This is a genomic window from Paenibacillus lactis (assembly GCF_017873605.1).
In the GTDB taxonomy this organism is placed as follows: domain Bacteria; phylum Bacillota; class Bacilli; order Paenibacillales; family Paenibacillaceae; genus Paenibacillus_AQ; species Paenibacillus_AQ lactis.
Genome location: NZ_JAGGKI010000010.1, coordinates 103315 through 119215, shown reverse-complemented (window position 1 = coordinate 119215; position 15901 = coordinate 103315). Strand labels below are relative to the sequence as shown.

At 52.8% G+C, this 15901-nt stretch carries 17 protein-coding genes; 15 read left to right on the top strand and 2 right to left on the bottom strand.

The window, feature by feature from the left end; genetic code table 11:
* Window positions 1–4: 4 nt before the first annotated feature.
* Entirely contained in the window at window positions 5–433 is a 429-nt protein-coding gene (locus tag J2Z18_RS18755) for a hypothetical protein (RefSeq protein WP_210095168.1), read from the bottom strand.
* Window positions 434–699: 266 nt separating this feature from the next.
* Between J2Z18_RS18755 and J2Z18_RS18750 the strand changes: the two genes are divergently transcribed.
* The 5 genes from J2Z18_RS18750 (at window position 700) to J2Z18_RS18730 (ending at window position 6916) form a co-directional block, all read left to right on the top strand.
* Window positions 700–855: a hypothetical protein gene (locus J2Z18_RS18750; protein WP_186311182.1), complete on the top strand. Its 156-nt coding sequence runs from the start codon at window positions 700–702 to the stop codon at window positions 853–855.
* A 223-nt stretch (window positions 856–1078) separates the two neighbouring features.
* Window positions 1079–1819, top strand: a complete 741-nt coding sequence (locus J2Z18_RS18745) for a hypothetical protein (RefSeq protein WP_276825055.1) — start codon at window positions 1079–1081, stop codon at window positions 1817–1819.
* 102 nt (window positions 1820–1921) lie between these two features.
* Window positions 1922–2320, top strand: a complete 399-nt coding sequence (locus tag J2Z18_RS18740; protein ID WP_210095167.1) for a helix-turn-helix transcriptional regulator — start codon at window positions 1922–1924, stop codon at window positions 2318–2320.
* 354 nt (window positions 2321–2674) lie between these two features.
* Window positions 2675–3616 (top strand): copper amine oxidase N-terminal domain-containing protein, encoded by a 942-nt coding sequence (locus tag J2Z18_RS18735; RefSeq protein WP_210095166.1) that lies wholly within the window; start codon window positions 2675–2677, stop codon window positions 3614–3616.
* Between the two features lie 534 nt (window positions 3617–4150).
* Entirely contained in the window at window positions 4151–6916 is a 2766-nt protein-coding gene (locus tag J2Z18_RS18730) for a DUF5704 domain-containing protein (RefSeq protein ID WP_245256069.1), read from the top strand.
* 147 nt (window positions 6917–7063) lie between these two features.
* Here J2Z18_RS18730 and J2Z18_RS18725 read toward each other — a convergent pair whose 3' ends face one another.
* Entirely contained in the window at window positions 7064–8170 is a 1107-nt protein-coding gene (locus tag J2Z18_RS18725) for a YheC/YheD family endospore coat-associated protein (protein ID WP_210095164.1), read from the bottom strand.
* Between the two features lie 327 nt (window positions 8171–8497).
* Between J2Z18_RS18725 and J2Z18_RS18720 the strand changes: the two genes are divergently transcribed.
* The 10 genes from J2Z18_RS18720 to J2Z18_RS18675 all read left to right on the top strand — a co-directional run bounded on the left by J2Z18_RS18720 (window position 8498) and on the right by J2Z18_RS18675 (window position 15893).
* Window positions 8498–9643, top strand: coding sequence for a glycosyltransferase family 4 protein (locus tag J2Z18_RS18720; protein ID WP_210095163.1), 1146 nt, complete (start codon window positions 8498–8500; stop codon window positions 9641–9643).
* A 282-nt stretch (window positions 9644–9925) separates the two neighbouring features.
* On the top strand, window positions 9926–10501 hold the full coding sequence (locus tag J2Z18_RS30910) for a WIAG-tail domain (RefSeq protein ID WP_210095162.1): 576 nt from the start codon (window positions 9926–9928) through the stop codon (window positions 10499–10501).
* A 182-nt stretch (window positions 10502–10683) separates the two neighbouring features.
* Window positions 10684–11541, top strand: a complete 858-nt coding sequence (locus J2Z18_RS18710) for a glycosyltransferase family 2 protein (protein WP_007130802.1) — start codon at window positions 10684–10686, stop codon at window positions 11539–11541.
* Between the two features lie 125 nt (window positions 11542–11666).
* Entirely contained in the window at window positions 11667–12608 is a 942-nt protein-coding gene (locus J2Z18_RS18705) for a glycosyltransferase family 2 protein (protein ID WP_210095161.1), read from the top strand.
* Window positions 12605–13366, top strand: a complete 762-nt coding sequence (locus J2Z18_RS18700; protein ID WP_028406440.1) for a glycosyltransferase family 2 protein — start codon at window positions 12605–12607, stop codon at window positions 13364–13366. The genes J2Z18_RS18705 and J2Z18_RS18700 overlap by 4 nt, the downstream gene beginning before the upstream one ends.
* Window positions 13363–14094 (top strand): sugar phosphate nucleotidyltransferase, encoded by a 732-nt coding sequence (locus J2Z18_RS18695; RefSeq protein ID WP_007130799.1) that lies wholly within the window; start codon window positions 13363–13365, stop codon window positions 14092–14094. The genes J2Z18_RS18700 and J2Z18_RS18695 overlap by 4 nt, the downstream gene beginning before the upstream one ends.
* A complete protein-coding gene (locus J2Z18_RS18690) occupies window positions 14091–14822 on the top strand; it encodes a glycosyltransferase family A protein (protein ID WP_210095160.1) in 732 nt (243 codons plus the stop codon). The genes J2Z18_RS18695 and J2Z18_RS18690 overlap by 4 nt, the downstream gene beginning before the upstream one ends.
* Window positions 14823–14957: 135 nt before the next feature.
* A complete protein-coding gene (locus J2Z18_RS18685) occupies window positions 14958–15248 on the top strand; it encodes a hypothetical protein (protein WP_007130797.1) in 291 nt (96 codons plus the stop codon).
* Between the two features lie 37 nt (window positions 15249–15285).
* A complete protein-coding gene (locus J2Z18_RS18680; protein WP_007130796.1) occupies window positions 15286–15594 on the top strand; it encodes an alpha-helical endospore appendage domain-containing protein in 309 nt (102 codons plus the stop codon).
* On the top strand, window positions 15594–15893 hold the full coding sequence (locus J2Z18_RS18675) for a hypothetical protein (protein ID WP_007130795.1): 300 nt from the start codon (window positions 15594–15596) through the stop codon (window positions 15891–15893). Before J2Z18_RS18680 ends, J2Z18_RS18675 begins: the two co-directional genes overlap by 1 nt.
* The last annotated feature ends 8 nt before the right edge of the window (window positions 15894–15901 follow it).

The window sequence follows — 15901 nt, the reverse complement described above, 5'->3', positions numbered from 1 at the left end:
TTATTTAAAAGCGGTTCGTTCGGCGCATGCCGAATCGAAGGGCGCGTATCAGCAAAAAATATCCTGCAGCTAGCGCAGCCGCCGTAATCGCCAGGTTCTTCAGCCGTTCCGCTCCCCGCTTTCGGGCGGCTTCCGCTTCCTGCAGCTGGTTCACCATTTGCGTCAATTGCCGATTTTGCTCCGCTAGCTCCGCATTTTGCTGCTGGAGCTTTTCCGTATTCATCCGAGCCCGATCCAGCTCCTGCAGTGTTTGATTATAGCTGTCCTTCAGCTCGGTAACCTCTTGCGGCAATTCACGAAACTGCTGTATATTGTCGTACAAATTACTGATATAGCCGGCGCTGGCCGTGCGGCCTCCGAGGGGAAGCGCGATCCCTGTCGCCAGTAGTATCAAAGAAAGTCGGATCAGCTTAGATCGTGCAGGCTTGTCCATGAGGGATCACCATCCTTTGATATATAATAGTACATACGAATGGATAGAGGAACAAGTTTCCATAGTATCATTTACCCACTGGAGAGGCGGCGTTTCATCTCGGGCCGCCAGGATGTTTAATAGGCGGTTGAATCGGGTAAATAGATGTTGGCAAGTAGCGGCCAAGCATGCTCAGCATGATAGGCAGAATCCGACATGGAATAATAGACACGCTCTTTAACAAGATGACAAATTAATAGAATTTTCGGAATAAGGAGATTATGCATATGAATAACAATAACGTGAAAAAAATCATGATTACCGTAAACGGCAAACCGGTTGGAAACGGCCTGGTTATTGATAAAGTCACCTATGCGCCCGTTGGGCGTACAGAGGAGGCCCGCAGTGAAGCGAGCAGGGCTGCGAGCACGGTGATTGGTTAAGCAGGTCATACAGCGACTACTCTTTTTTGAAGGAGCTTTGGGTTCCCTGGGAGGAATGACAGGGCGATTGCCGGTTATCTAATCGGCCCCGACAGAATCTATGTCAAAGACTGCAGCGATAGAGGCTGCGGTCTTTTTTTGTCGAAAACATTTATCGAACATATGTTCCGTGACAGTAAGATGTCCATCTCTATTGGTACATTATTAGAAGAAGAGGAAAGAGGTGGATGTATTGCAGTCAGGGTTGTATTCGGATTTTGTATGGAGCCATAACCAGGTATCAGCTAGCGGCTGTAATCAAGTCTTTCTGCTGATCGAGTGGAGGGGTGGAGTCTTAGGGCCGAAATTGCCGGCAAAAGGTTCCAAGCAGCTGCTCGCGGATCAAGTTCAGCTGCATCTTCAATTGGGTGAGCGCGTGCAGCTTGGTCGTATGTACGGATGCGAAGGCGAAATGCTGAATGACCGGAATCTCTCATTATCGCTGGGCACATTGTCCGAAGGAAAGGTAAGGCGGCTGGTGCTCGATCTGTCGGTCGGCCCCCGGCCGTCAGGTGTTTACCCCATTGTCACGATGCTGTGGACCTATCTGGATGTGATCAAACAAAAGATGGTGCTGCAGCCGTCTCGAACAATCCCCCTCCAGTTCAGCAACAGTACCGCACTAATTAAGCGGAGCCCCGATGATCGTGTGGAAAAGGCACTCAAATTGCTGCAGAATCCGATGATCGTGGAGCAAGCCAGACAGGAAATGCAGCGTGGAAAACTGGCCGAAGGGGAAGCGATTATTCTTAGACGGGCCGATGAAATGCTGCTGTACGCCGCACGTTTAGAGGATGCCGATTATTTAAAAGAAGCGGAGGCTTTGTATAGGTTAAGCACGCTGTATTTGGATACATACCGTAAGTTCCGTTCCCGTATTGCGAAACGACAAGGACTTAAGACTTATTCTGATGCTAGTTATTAAGAATCTTTGTCCAAAAAAGGAAAAATGATATCAGGGTCGAATGTACTATTTTATAGTCATAAAATATACGTCTAATTTACTAGAGAGATAGGGAGAATGCATATGACAGACAGACTGATCCGACTAATGAGAATCATTACCCTTGTACAAGCAAGACCCGGAATTTTGGCGAGAGAGCTTGCGGAACGCTGCGGAACGAGTGAAAGAACCATCTATCGTGATATGGATGCGCTCAGCGCGATGCATATCCCCATCACCCACCAGGGGCGCGGGCGCGGATATACGTTTATCGGCCACTTTGCCATGTATCCGCTTGGTTTGACGGAAGAAGAGGTGCAGGCATTATTCAAGCTGATGCCCGTGATGGACAAAATCAAACCGCTGCTGCCCATAGAATTTGAAAGCGCTTATGAAAAAGTGCTGGCTGCCGTATATAAACAGAGTGCGGAAAAGGCCGAAATCCAGTCGGGGGACCGTGATGATTCCTCTGTCCAGGCCTAATTTTCGCAGACGAAATCGCACATCGTAAATGTGAAGCCCCGAATGAAGCACATGGAATTGGCATGTGACAGTCATTCGGGGTTTTTGTTGTTTAGGACTATAAACTCATTCTGCTTCAATGCGAATAGTGTCTTAAAGACTATGAAAATATAGGGATAATATACCAAATTATATGAATATATGATAAAATGACTACAATTTATCTCTAGGGATCAGAATCTGTCAATTGCTGATTCGGATGGGGATATAGCGGCACAACGTCCCTAAGCAAGGGCGTAGAAAGGAGATCCGTGCAAGGGATGCACGACATGCAGAACTAGTTTTTGAGAAATGGAGAGGGGAGCAAGAAGATCGATGAAAAAAATCATTCTGACGATGTTGTTGAGTATGGTGGCATTATCCGTACTGGGAACCGATGGAGCAGAGGCCTCGAGCCCAAGTCAGGTTGAAGTCCTATTGAACGCTAACAAGCTGAGCTTTCCGGATGCCAAGCCGTTCCAAGATAGCCAAGGCAGCGTCATGGTACCGATCCGGTTCGTCTCGGAAGCGCTCGGCGGGAAGATCAGCTACAGCAAGTCTGGCGGCAAGACGATCGTTGAAATTCGAAAGGGCGATGACCTTGTAAAAATGACCGTGGGCCAAACGAGCGCCCAGGTGAACGGGAAAGCGAAAGATTACGGGACGAAGGTGATCTTGAAACAAAACCGTACCTTTGTGCCGCTGCGGCTCGTAAGTGAAGGGCTGGGCGAAAAGGTAGAGTGGGATAAGGTTGGCCGGTGGGTCTGGATTGGTGAGAAAACATTCCGGAATACGGATGATGCGGAGTTTAAGCTGCGGCCGTTGAGTGATTTTAAGGCGTATATGAAAAATCCGTATTTATTTGAAAAGACTACTGATGTTGGTCAATTATTCAAAGGGATAAAGGTTATTACGACGAAACAGTTGCCAATCAAGCTAGGTAATGGTGAGATTATTTATGACATCAAGTTAGTGAAAAGAAAAGGTTATGAATACATTGCCATACGCAGTTCAGAGAGGGGAACACCAATTTTCTTTATGGTTAAAAATGATTATGCAAAATATCGTACCGGGGTAGATAATGCATTCGAGAATAACAGGGATGGTACTGCAACAAATTATTATCCGGTCGTAAACGGTACGGATAAATTCCAAACAGGAAAATACATTCAGACCCATGACTACACCAAATTTAAATTAAATAAAGCTGATTACATTGCCTTCAGCACGTACAAAGTTGATGACTATATCGTGGCACTCATTAATCCATTTAAATAAGGGAGTCACGGTATGTTGAGTGCGAAATTAAAAAAGTTTGCTCAGATTACGTTTTCCTTCCTAGTGCTAGTCACTACTGTACTTATTATAAATCCCGGTAAAGCAGAAGCCATCGGAGTCAATCGGATGTTTCAAGATCCCAACAACCATGATAAATTTTATTTTGTTGGAATGGTATACTATGAAACTTGGAGCAATGCTGCTGGGCAATGGGTTAATACACCACCTGGCGGTAAGACAGATGTAGATGGCTTTGATTACATGTTTGAATTTAACTCCTCTCGTAAAATAAAGGATATTCGGGTAAGCAAATTTGATTATAATCGGCAGTATGGAGATAAAATCTTTGAAGCTTCACGTTCCGTTGAAATGGCTCAGAATCCTAGAGATTATTACATACGAGCTACGTCACCTTCATATTTTTTTTCTGGAAGACAATGGACAGGGAAAGGTACTAACATAGCCAACGTTCCTGTGTATGTTACTGATGCTCTCCTAGTAGCTCCAATGGCTATTGACCGGAGACAAGAGGAGATGGATAAAAACGGAAAACACTTTGAACCGCTCGTCGAAGGCTGGCGTTACTACTTCCCTACCTTATTCGAAATCGAGCTTGAACCGGCGGAAGGAAATGCGATTATTAAACACTACACCACTACAGGGAAACCGCTACATGGAGTCCCCGGTTTTTCAGACCGGGAGGAGAAGCTGGAGAAGGATAAGCCCTATGCTTTTACGCACACACCGGGCAATGCGGATTATACCTACAAGGGGCATAAGAAGAGCACAATAGCTGCTCCGAGCGGCGGCCCAATTACGCCGGGGGATCCGTATCCGTTTACCTATGACGGGTCTTTCCCTACCTATTACCTGTACTTTTACTACGAACCAACCAGGGACACACCGCCCCCGCCTGACCCGTCAACCGGAGCCTGTACGGAGCCCGCTCCAGGGCAGACGATCAACGGACGGTATATGGACCCGGTGGTGACGGCGAAGATCCTGGCCGATCAGCGTGGCAGCGAACGCTTTGACGTGCTGCAGGGAATTCCGACCTCCGAGAGCTTATACGGCAACATTCTGGCTCGCAGCTATCTTGTTCAGAACACGTTTGTCAAAATGACCGGGGTATGCACATTTGAAGTGAATGTGGAGAAGAGCTGGACACTGCACTGGGATCCCGGCAAGCCCGGACCAAAAGGACCGGACGGTAAGCCGACCACGGTACCGGATCCCCAGCAAGCGGAAGAGAAAGTGACGGAGCGATATACGGTTAAGCGTCCCTACTCCTATTGGGTGATCGACAACCTGGAAGTATACAGAATCAACCAAGGCCTGCTCCGAAATTATGCGCTCCCCGGCAATGAAATCCGCCTTGATCCGCAAGGCTATCAGCCGCCGCAGTATTCAACCAGCCAAACGGGTGCTTTCTATCCGCCTTCCCCGCCGGATCCGATCATAGCGCCGTCCGGCTCCTACGGAGGCAGCTCTTACAAGAGCAAGCCATCCCCGCCTAGCGAAAATCTGCAAAGCATCGCAGAGGCCGGCGTGGATCGAGTGGAGGTCACCAATGACTCCCTCATTTTTAACGGAGCAACGATTATGGACAGCCGCCGGACTGTGGAGAGCGGTCCCACGCCGGGAAGCATTCCCGAGCCGCCTCAGATCCGCGAGAACGTGCTGTACAAGCCCGGCAACATGATTAGCAGCGATAAGGCCAATCGGGCGAATACAACAAGCGCCGGTATAATCGCGTATGGCCTCCTGCCGGGGAGCATAAATGGAGGCAGCGACAAGGAATTCCCGATTTACGGTATCAATACGGTCACCGTTCATACTCCCGTGGTCAACTATTCCTCCGTAACGGATGATCGGGCTCATAATCAAAAGACGGTGCCGAATCCGGACCGGTCTGCCTTTATTTTGGACAGACCGTTTACGGTACGCATCCCGACGTCCGGACAGCATCGCAATATTGCGGGTTACGGAAATCGGGATTATGCCAAGTATGTAAAAGCGAAGCAGGTCTATTTTCCGTTTGATGTGTACAGCGGTGATAAGCGGACGTTCTACCCGAAAAATACGTGGATCACGATCCCGACAGCCCAGCTCGATACGGAATTTTTCCTGCCGGTCTGGGTTGATGAAGGGGATTATCAGGTGTATTTCCGTACGATTGCTGAGAATGCGCCGCCCGATTATACGACGCAGCCGGGCGCAAATGTGGATTTGATCCACCATGCAGCCACAGACATCGAGCCTGTAGAGGTGATCGGGCGGATGTATGATTTTCATATTACCGATATCGCGGATTATAACTGGGAGGGGGTCTTCCGCAAACAGAAGGGGAGCGCCGTTTCAAGCGGTGTCTCCTATTGGACGGGACTTCGGGATATCGATGGGGGAGTCCGGGGGAATACCGCTCCATACATGCTCCCAATCGCGCCAGGGAAGCATCCGGCTAAAGGGTATAACAATGCCGCCGTGAAGACGGGCTACCATTTCAAATTCGATTTGAAGACCCAGGGCAATATGTTCGGTGCCGCAGACGGGATCGCGATCACGCCTAGCTTTTATTTTGTGGGCAAGGATGGAACGGGACGGCAGGAGGTGGATCTGTACTACCACAGCGGAGACCGAAAGTTTATACGAATCGGCTCCCCTGAGGACACGGAGAAGCGATATGTCATTCTGAACGAGCGGCTTCGAAACGTGCCGTTAGCAGAGCTTCGGGATACAGCCGACCATCTGTACCGTCAAGGCGGGGCATCAGCCGGCATGCCTGCTGAAGCGTTCACCAAGCAGTATATCGAGAAGCTTAGCAAATCCAAGACCTGGGTTGGCCGGTATGACTGGCTTCTGCTTCCGTCAGGGGTGCGTACGTTGATCGGGCCGAAAGCAGGGCTGCCGGCAACGGTGGATGCCGGGCGAGCCAACGCTGCAATCCAGCGGTGGTATGGGGAATTCAGCATTCCCTCTGATGTATATGTCGTCAAGAAAGGAACGAATATTGCAGAGCACGGTCGAACCCGGCGATTGGATGAAAAGTCCGATATTTTTCTGAAAAAAGGGTATATCATCGTTCGGTTTAACCTCGAATCGATCCGGGATGGCAACACGGCAAGGCCGCATCTGCAGTATATTCATGCTCGGCTGATGAACCAATGGAGGCTGGAGGGGTACGCAAGCTCATACACCGATCCTTACGGGCACCGATTCAGCCTGCTCGATGGCGATGTCGTATTCTATCATGGCGACAAATCCAGTAAGGGGGACTTCCTTTCCAGGGTACCGCATTAATGTCTTTACGGCTGTTTTGCTGTATCCTGGCTTTGGGCGTCATTCAAAGACGGGCCAATCAAGCTTCGTAATGCTTGATTGGCCCGTTTTTTCCTTTGTTCCTGCGGTCCATCTAATCGCAACAGACTTGATCTCAAAAGTGTTCGACTAGTAATCGGGCCATGCCTGGTGATCATATAGATAACGGGCGAAGGCCATCGGATTGCGGTAAGCGGTTCTCCACGCTTCCTCCATCCCTGCCTCCAAAAATCCGTAGCGCTGATCACATCCGTTGCATTCGATGAAATATAGCTTCCCATCCGCCGTAATTCCGATGTCGAGACCAAAGTCCGCTGCATACGGTATAAACAGGGACAGCACGCGGGCGATATGAAGGGAAAATTCCGTGATTCGTTTCATCATGAGCGGAACCGGCAGGTCCGGCAGGCTGTTCTGCAGGATATACGGGACTTGGTAAGCCGATCCGCCCTGGGCGATGTTCGAGACAAATGTGCGCGGCGGCGAGGTCTTGGCAAACATGCCCGCTACCTCCCAGGCTCCGCTGCCTCCCCGCTGAACGGTCACGCGGATGTCGAAAGGGCGTCCCTTATACTCGGCCAGCGGAATGCGTTCCTGGGCAAGAAAGGGAGCCCGCCGGATTCGCTGAAAGATCAGCGGATGCAGATTTCCGGCTGCAAGCTTCACGGTTCGCCAGCCCTTCGCTGAAGGAGAGGAGCGGGAGTAGGTGAGCAAGCTGCCCGGCGGACTGCTTCGCAACCGCATGATCCCTACGCCTACGCTGCCGCTGCAGGGCTTCAGGACCAGGTCGCCATACTCGTGAAGCATCGTTCGAATGGAGGCAGCGGTAGCTTTTACCGTATGCGGCAGGGCAGGTGTGACCTCTGGGTCCTGCTCCAGCATACGATGTATAGCATCCTTGCCGTACCGGGTGCGGCCGTTGTATACGAAGAATCCGCGCTGGATAAGATCTTCGATCTGGGATCGTTCCCGCCGATGGGAATAAATGGCCCGCATATGAATCGCCCGTGGAATCGGAATACGCACGCGTGTATATCCGTACGGCCGCTTCGGCATAAATCCGGTGACCTCTCCGGTTTCAAGCGAAATATGGCGGATGGTAAAAAAACAAGGAACCAGTCCGTATATGGCAGCTGCTTCTTCATAGTTGCTCAGTGATTCGGTACCGATTCTCCCGCTGGAAATTCTGCGATACGTGCTGTTGTTAAGCAGAATGCCGACAAATTCCGGATGCATGGTCATCCTCCTTGCTGCCACAAATCTTTGTAGTTTTTTCGTATCTCATCGTATGCATAGGAAAGTTTGTCCCGGATGGACGGGTGTCGTGCATGGTTGGCCTATTCTTTCAGGTGAGCATGTTCGCTTCCCTATGGGACGGGGGAGACGGCACATCGGATACGGTGAAAATCAGGCACCGGAGGAGAGCATGGCCGGAATATTGATTTATGAATCGTATCAAATTCTATACACCGATCGGGTTGCCGCGAAATTATGAATTTCGGGAATCCAATGGGGTGGATATGGAAATTTTTAATAGATATGCTGCGAGAAGGATGTGAAGATATGAGTTTACGGAAGGTGGCGGTCGTGACGCCGGGGTCTTTTGTCATTCCATCAGGAAGGAGCAGTTCCGTGGAGCGGGTCGTCGAACAGATCATTCCTTTAGCTCAAGAGGCGATGGACGTCCGAATCTATGGTGTGGTGGGCAAAGGACTGCCTGTTAAAGACACGATTGGAGGAGTGCCGTGCTACCGCCTGCCGGCCGGTGCCAGCTACTATTCCTCCCTGCTGCGAAGACTTCAGAAGTGGAGACCCGACATCATTGAAGTGCACAATCGTCCGCTTCTGGCCCAGCGTCTGAAGATGCATCTTCCGGATATCAAAATTGTGCTGAATCTTCATTCGAATACCTTCATCTCCCCGCCTTATATAAGCCGGCAGCGATTTGGGAGCATCGCCCGCTGGATGGACGGAATTGTCGTCAACAGCCGGTTTTTGCTGGAGGAAATAACCTCGCTATACCCATGGCTCCATGAGAAAATGACGATCAATCATCTCGGTGTCCGCCTCGAGCATTTCACTCCGCCGTTCAGTCCGGCGGCCAAAGCGCTGAAAGAGGGGAGGCTGGCGCACTTTGGCTGGAGCGGACGTCGTATTGTTATGTTTGCCGGACGGCTCATTCCGGACAAAGGCGTTCACCATCTCATCGCAGCATTGCCCCAATTGGTCGAAAGACATCCGAATGTCCTGCTTCTTATTGTCGGAAGCGCGGCTTACGGATCCGACCGGGAAACCGCTTATGTCCGGGAACTGAAGCAAGCGGCAAGGCCATATCAGAAGTGGGTGCATTTTCGCCCCTTTGTTCCGTATCCGGCTATCGCGGACTGGTACTCGCTGGCGGATGTCGTTGTCGTCCCGTCCGCTCCAAGGGAGGCGTTCGGACTCGTGAACGTAGAAGCGATGGCAGCCGGTGTGCCGGTCATTGCCGCAAGTGCAGGAGGTATACCGGAAATCATTGAAAACGGCGTTACGGGATATTTGGTCAAAGGGGATGAGCTGCAGACCGGACTCGTTGAACAGATTGACCGTCTGCTGAAGAACGAGGAGCTGCGCATTCGGCTCGGGATGGCTGGCCGTGAAGCGGTCCGCCAGCGCTTTAGATGGGACCATACCGCGGAGCGCTGGGTGCGGCTGATGCAGACGATCTGAGTCCGACCATCTGAAACAAACGGGACAAAAGAAATACGCAATCTTAACGGTTTATATTTATACGATCTACAATCGATCATGGATGCCTGCCCTTTTTACGGAATCCTCATAATCGGGCCGGCTCGGAATGGATACTAGTACACCGGCTGCAAGTAAGCCGGGGTGCTCTAGCTTATAGCCCGGGAAATAACATGTCTGCATGCAAAACCCGGGTGCAGTGGCAGGAGCCCTCCTTCCCGAATAGGATGAATGTAACGATTAGAGCAGAGGAGAGAGCCGACAGTGAACAAAGCCAGAAGGATTACGAGAGGGAGAGGGATACGCCCTTGCCGGCGATATTCCGGACGTCTCCGGACATCCGCCTTCAGGGGAAAAACAACGGCCGGAGCCGATCGGGCAGACGGCGACTCGGAGTATGCTTTGGCCGAGGATACGATCAGCGCTTCCCATCTTAAGCATCGGAGTGTGCGAAGCGAAGCCATCGAAGATTATTCCGTGTACAGCATTCATCTGTCTCCTGAATCGATTACATCCTCCAAGATCGCGTTAAACTCCGTGGAATTAGAGCATCTGAATTTTAATCCTGTGCAGGGAGCGGCGGAACGGCCGGTGATGCAGCAGTTCGGTCAAATACCGTTCATATTCCCGAAAGGCGCCACGGAAATGGATGTATCCGTAACACTGCAGGCCTTTTACCCGGATGGAAATTATGTGATGGTCGTTTCATGCAATGACCCGGCATTCCAGGCGGGCGTTCGCGCAAAAAATGAACTGCAGGCGGTTGTAGGAATTACAAGACCCCAAGACAGCCTCGCAGGTGAAGGGTGGCTGTCCTGGATTGCCATCGGCTTGAAGTAGGCAGAGCATAACGGTCAGCAGGGCTGGAGGCGACTCCAGCCCTTTTGTATGCATCCAGGATTCACGAGGTAAGTCAAGCAGAGATGACTGTACATATGCCGTTACGGTGCCGGATGTCTTACATACAATAGCATAGATTGCCGAGGAGAAAAGAGACCCCTTTGCGGAGGAGGAATACGATCATGCGTCACGTGCAGCGGTTAAGACCAAGAAGATCAAGGGTCCGGCGCCCTTCCGCGCCGCAGGTCCCGGAGACGGCGCCGATAGGGCTGACCTACCGTTTCTTTGAACCGCTGATCCCAAAGCAGAACCATCCGGAACCGTTGGTATCGGTCATTATCCCGGCTATGAATGAAGCCGGCAAGATTGCCGCCGTGATCGCCGAAGCGAGGGCCGTCCATCCGGCAACGGAGGTTATCGTTGTCGCGAATGGTTGCAGGGACCATACGGAAATGGCAGCGGAGCGTATGGGAGCGAAGGTTTTGGCTTTTGCCGACCCGCTGGGCAACGATGTGGGAAGAAGCGTGGGCGCACAGGCGGCCAAGGGCCAAATCTTACTGTTTACGGATAGCGATATGGTGATTCCTTCTAGCGAATTGAAGCCATTTGTGCATGCGGTGCAATCCGGAGTCGATGTGGCGTTAAACGATTATACGGGTCCTACTGACCGATCGCTGGTGCACCGGGTCATTCTTGCGAAGTATACATTAAATTCCATGCTGGGCAGGCCCGATCTGCGGGGAGCATCCATGACCGCTGTTCCGCATGCCATAAGCCGACGTGCCCTGCAGACGATCGGAGCCGAGATCCTGTCCGTGCCGCCGAAGGCCCAGGCTGCGGCGGTGTGCAGGGAATTGCGCGTCGAGGCAGTGCATCGGGTAGAGGTCGGCCGATTGAACCCGGGTCGGGCTGCCGGAGGAGATCCGCTCGAGAAGCTTGTGCTGGGCGATCATCTGGAGGCATTGGCTGCATTGGTGGCGGAGCGCGGTGTGCGCGGAGGATTTCATGATGGAGAACGAAGACGGAGCATGGTGAGGTGACGAGTGTGAAAAGGCACGGCCCCAAAGCATCAGCGCTAATCCGCCGGCGCAGCCGGAGGCGTCCGGGAAGAAGCTTAGTACGGAACGCAGGCTTACGTTTCCTGCGGAACGGCAGGTGGGGGAGGATGGCAGTGACGGCCGGCCGCTTGGCGGGAAGAAGGGGAGGCGCCGCAGCCGCCGCGTTTGGGCAGTGGCTGGCATCGGCCGCATTGCCTGCCGGACAGCTGTTTCGCCTGCTGCCCGGCGTTGCGGAATCCTTCCGCCGCGGCTTCGTCCGAAGCTCCGGCAGCCAGATTCCCTCCCCTCTAATGCCGCCTCTGGCAGGACGTCCTTCGGTGGTTGTATCCGCCTGCAACGAGGCGGGTTCGCTGCCGGCGGTATTGAGGGAGCTCAAGCGGCTTCCCTTCCATGAAATCATTGTGGTAGTGAACGGAAGCCAAGACGGCAGCTTTGCTGCAGCGCGTTCCTTCGACGGTGTGATCGTCGTTCATATCGCCGAGCGGCTTGGGCATGATGTGGCGCGTGGAATCGGAGCGAAGCTGAGTACGGGAGACTTCGTTTTGTTTATAGATGGAGATATGCCGGTGTCCGCTCATTTACTGTCCGCCTTTTTGGTGGCGGCAGATCGGGGCGTGGACGTGGCACTCAATGATATTATGCCTCTCTTGCCTGCGTTTGACCGGCAGGATGAGGTCACCCGCTGCAAGACCTTTCTTAACCGGATGATGGGACGTGATGATCTGGAGGCGAATTCGATGACCGCTGTCCCCCATGCCCTGTCAAGAAGGGCGATCGAGATGATCGGATACGATAATCTTGCCGTACCGCCGAAAGCGCAGACGCTTGCCATCCGGGCAGGGCTTCGAATCCAGGCGGTTCAAACGGTAGATGTGCTCAGCGTCAACCGTAGACGAACGTTGAACCGAGGCAGGGATAATCCGGTAGCCCGGCTGATCATTGGGGATCATATCGAGGCCCTGATGGAAGCCATGAAGAGTGCCGGCACCCGCCTGCAATGGGGACAGGTGTCCCGGGACGAATTCGCAATACGGAGGAACGGCATATGAGCGGACTGACGAGCATTATTATTCCAACGTATAACGGGCTTCATCTTCTTCGGACATGTGTGGAGCATATCCGCGCTTATACCAACGTGCCCTACGAAATAATCGTGGTGGATAACGGTTCCCGTGACGGCACAGCTGCATATTGTATTCGTGAGAAGCTGCTGCTTGTATCCCTGCCGGATAACGCCGGGTTTCCCGTCGCCTGCAATCGCGGTTTGCGGATCGCCTCCGGCGACAATTTGCTCTTGCTGAATAACGATTGCTTTGCCTCGCCGCGCTGGCTGTCCTATATGCTGGATGCGCTGTACAGCAGGGAGGACATCGGGATTGTTGGACCAGTAACGAATTACGCCAGCGGCATCCAACAGGTGAAGGTCGGATACAGCGATTTAGCGGGCTTTATTCGTGAGGCCGAGTCCTGGAATGTGCCGGACCCCGCAAAGTGGAAGGAAGTCCACCGCATCGTCGGGTTATGTTACTTGTTTAAACGTACGGTGATGGAGCGTATCGGCCTGTTGGATGAGATGTATTCCCCGGGACATTACGAGGATGATGATTACTGCTACCGTGCCCGCCTGGCTGGCTTCAAGCTGCTGGTAGCCGGTAATGTGCTGGTCCATCATGAAGGAAGCGCGAGCTTCCGAAACCGGTACCCCGGAGGGTTCCAAGAGTTGGTGGAGCGGAACCGCAAGCGGTTTGTAGATAAATGGAAAGTGGATCCGTTACAGTTCATCGAGGAGAGAGGTGACGCATCATGAAGGGGGTATTGCTGGCGGGAGGAAACGGAACCCGTCTTCTTCCGTTAACGAAATATATGAATAAGCACCTGCTTCCGGTAGGCAGGCATCCGATGATCGCATACGGCATTCACAAGCTCCATCAAGCCGGTATCGAGGATATCATGCTGATTACCGGCTCCAAATCGGTTGGATTATATGCAGAGTATTTGGAGAACGGCCGGGATTTTGGCGTGAACCTGACCTACCGAGTCCAGGAGCAGGCTGGCGGGATTGCGGAAGCACTGGAGCTGGCGCGAGGTTACATCCTGCCTGGGGAAAAGTTTGTCGTTCTGCTGGGCGATAATCTGTTTCAAGATGAGTTGAAGCCGTTCATCCAGAAATATATGGGGCAGCCGCCGGGCACGGCGATGGTGCTGCTTAGCCCGACGGATCGCCCGCATAGATATGGCGTGCCCGTATTTGCCGAGGACGGGAGCGGAAAGCTGCTCTTCATCGAGGAGAAACCGATTAATCCTCGCAGCCGCCAAGCGGTGACCGGAATCTATATGTATGATGATGCGGTGTTTGACATCATTCGCCGGATCCATCCTTCGGAGAGAGGCGAATTGGAGATCACGGATGTCAACAACCTGTACGCAGCAGACGGCAAGCTGATGTATGACATCCTGCAGCAGTGGTGGTGTGATGCCGGCACCTTTGAGTCATTACAGGAGGCGGCGGCTCATATGAAGGATGTTCTGCCATGAACAGACGCCGAACTGCACGCATAGCATTCCACCCTGTGGAGGAGAGAGGGGCGGCTTCCGGCGATTACCGAGCCGGTTATCAGGCGGGATATGCACTAGGGTATCAGCTCGGCCGGGAAGACAGCGGAACGGTATTCGAGGGACCGAGCATCATTATTCCCGCCCGTCCCCACGACGATGCGGTGATCCGCATCATCCAGCAAATCGAGGCGGCAACGCCCCACCCTTACGAGGTGCTTATTGCAGATGCCGGTGCGTCGGTTGCCAGCAGGCGGTATTTTCACGACCGAAGCGGAGCGCTCCGGCATATTAAAGGCAGTCAGGGGGAGAACCTGGTTCAAGTGGTCAATCGGGCGATGAAGGTATCGCTCGGCGAGTACATTGCCGTGTTGACCGATTCTGCCCCCGTCTGCGACAACTGGATCGGTGAAATGCTCTTTGAGCTTGAGCATCATCCGGAAGCGAAGGTCGTATGTGCTGCATCCCGAGCCTTGAGTCCCCCGTTTGACCAGGCTCAAGAGCAGTCCGCATTTCTAGAGGAACAGACGGTTAGGGACAGGATCGGCTGCGTGCTGTTCCGGAGGAAGCTGCCGGCCGAAATCGGATGGTGGGACGAGGGCACAATGACGGTGGAGGAGCATCTGCAGAAGTGGCTTGATCGGCTAGAAAAGACGCAGCGCATCTTCCGATCCGATATTTTCAATGAGAACAAAACGGCCGCTACGTGATTCCGGCGGCTTTTTTGTGTTCCGGCAAGCTGTAGCACGTGCCCGAAAAGGATGCGGGGGATGAAGGGGTTTGGCACAGGGAATCTCTTCTCCGCATATGCTGGAGGGTAGATGAGAGTGAAGGAGTGTACTGACATGGAAAGCCGGATCGATGATATGCTTGCGCATCTCTCGCATTCTCAGCAGCAGTTGGCTCGGATTCTGGAGGCGCAGCGCCATTCTGCTGTTCGCATGGCTCAAATTATACATGCATTGCCTGAATATGAATTTCGAGTGGCTGATGGAGCGCGGTCTTCCGGCGGTCAGGCGGAGCAAATCAACCGCAGCATCGTAGCCTACCTGAACGCGATGGCTGATTTGCAGCAGACTGCAGCGGATAACCTGGAGATCGTGCTGAAAGAGCTTCGTGAGCAAGAGGAAGAATAACCGGTCCTATACCGGATGACAAGGGCGGGAAAATAAAGTGAGCAAAGAAGAGTCTTTGATGCGTATGCTGGATGCAGCTGTCGCTATTCAGCGGGAGACCTCTTTGATACTGGAGGGGAAGGCCGTTGAAGCGGAAAAAGTCCGTGAATGGGTCGTTTCGCAGGAGCCCTCTGCCATGAATGGCTTGAAGGAAACCCTGACCATTCACGAGCAAATCGTGGAGCAGATTGAGGGGCTTACACGGATCGGATCCGGACTATGCCGGAATTTGCGGATCGCCATCGGTACGGAGGAGCGGAGTGCCGGCGGAGGGTTTGATGAATTTGAATTTGGAGATTCCGATTAATGAATACGCGCACTCACCGTGAACATGCGGCGAGGGTTGCGATTGTCTCGTCGATTGCGAGAAGCCAGGAGGCCCTTGCCGGTATATTGGAGAGCATTGCCGATATTTCTGCCCATTCCGATCTGACTGCGCGAACGCTAGCGGAGAATATCAGGCTTCTGACCGCCTACCAATCGGTGATGACAGAGATGCTGACCGGCATATCGCTGAACCGGACGAAGACGGGAAATCCGACGTCGCCCTGGCTTGCGGACGGATGCTCGGCAAGCCCGAATGAGAACATCGCAAGAATGAATTGAAGCGGGAC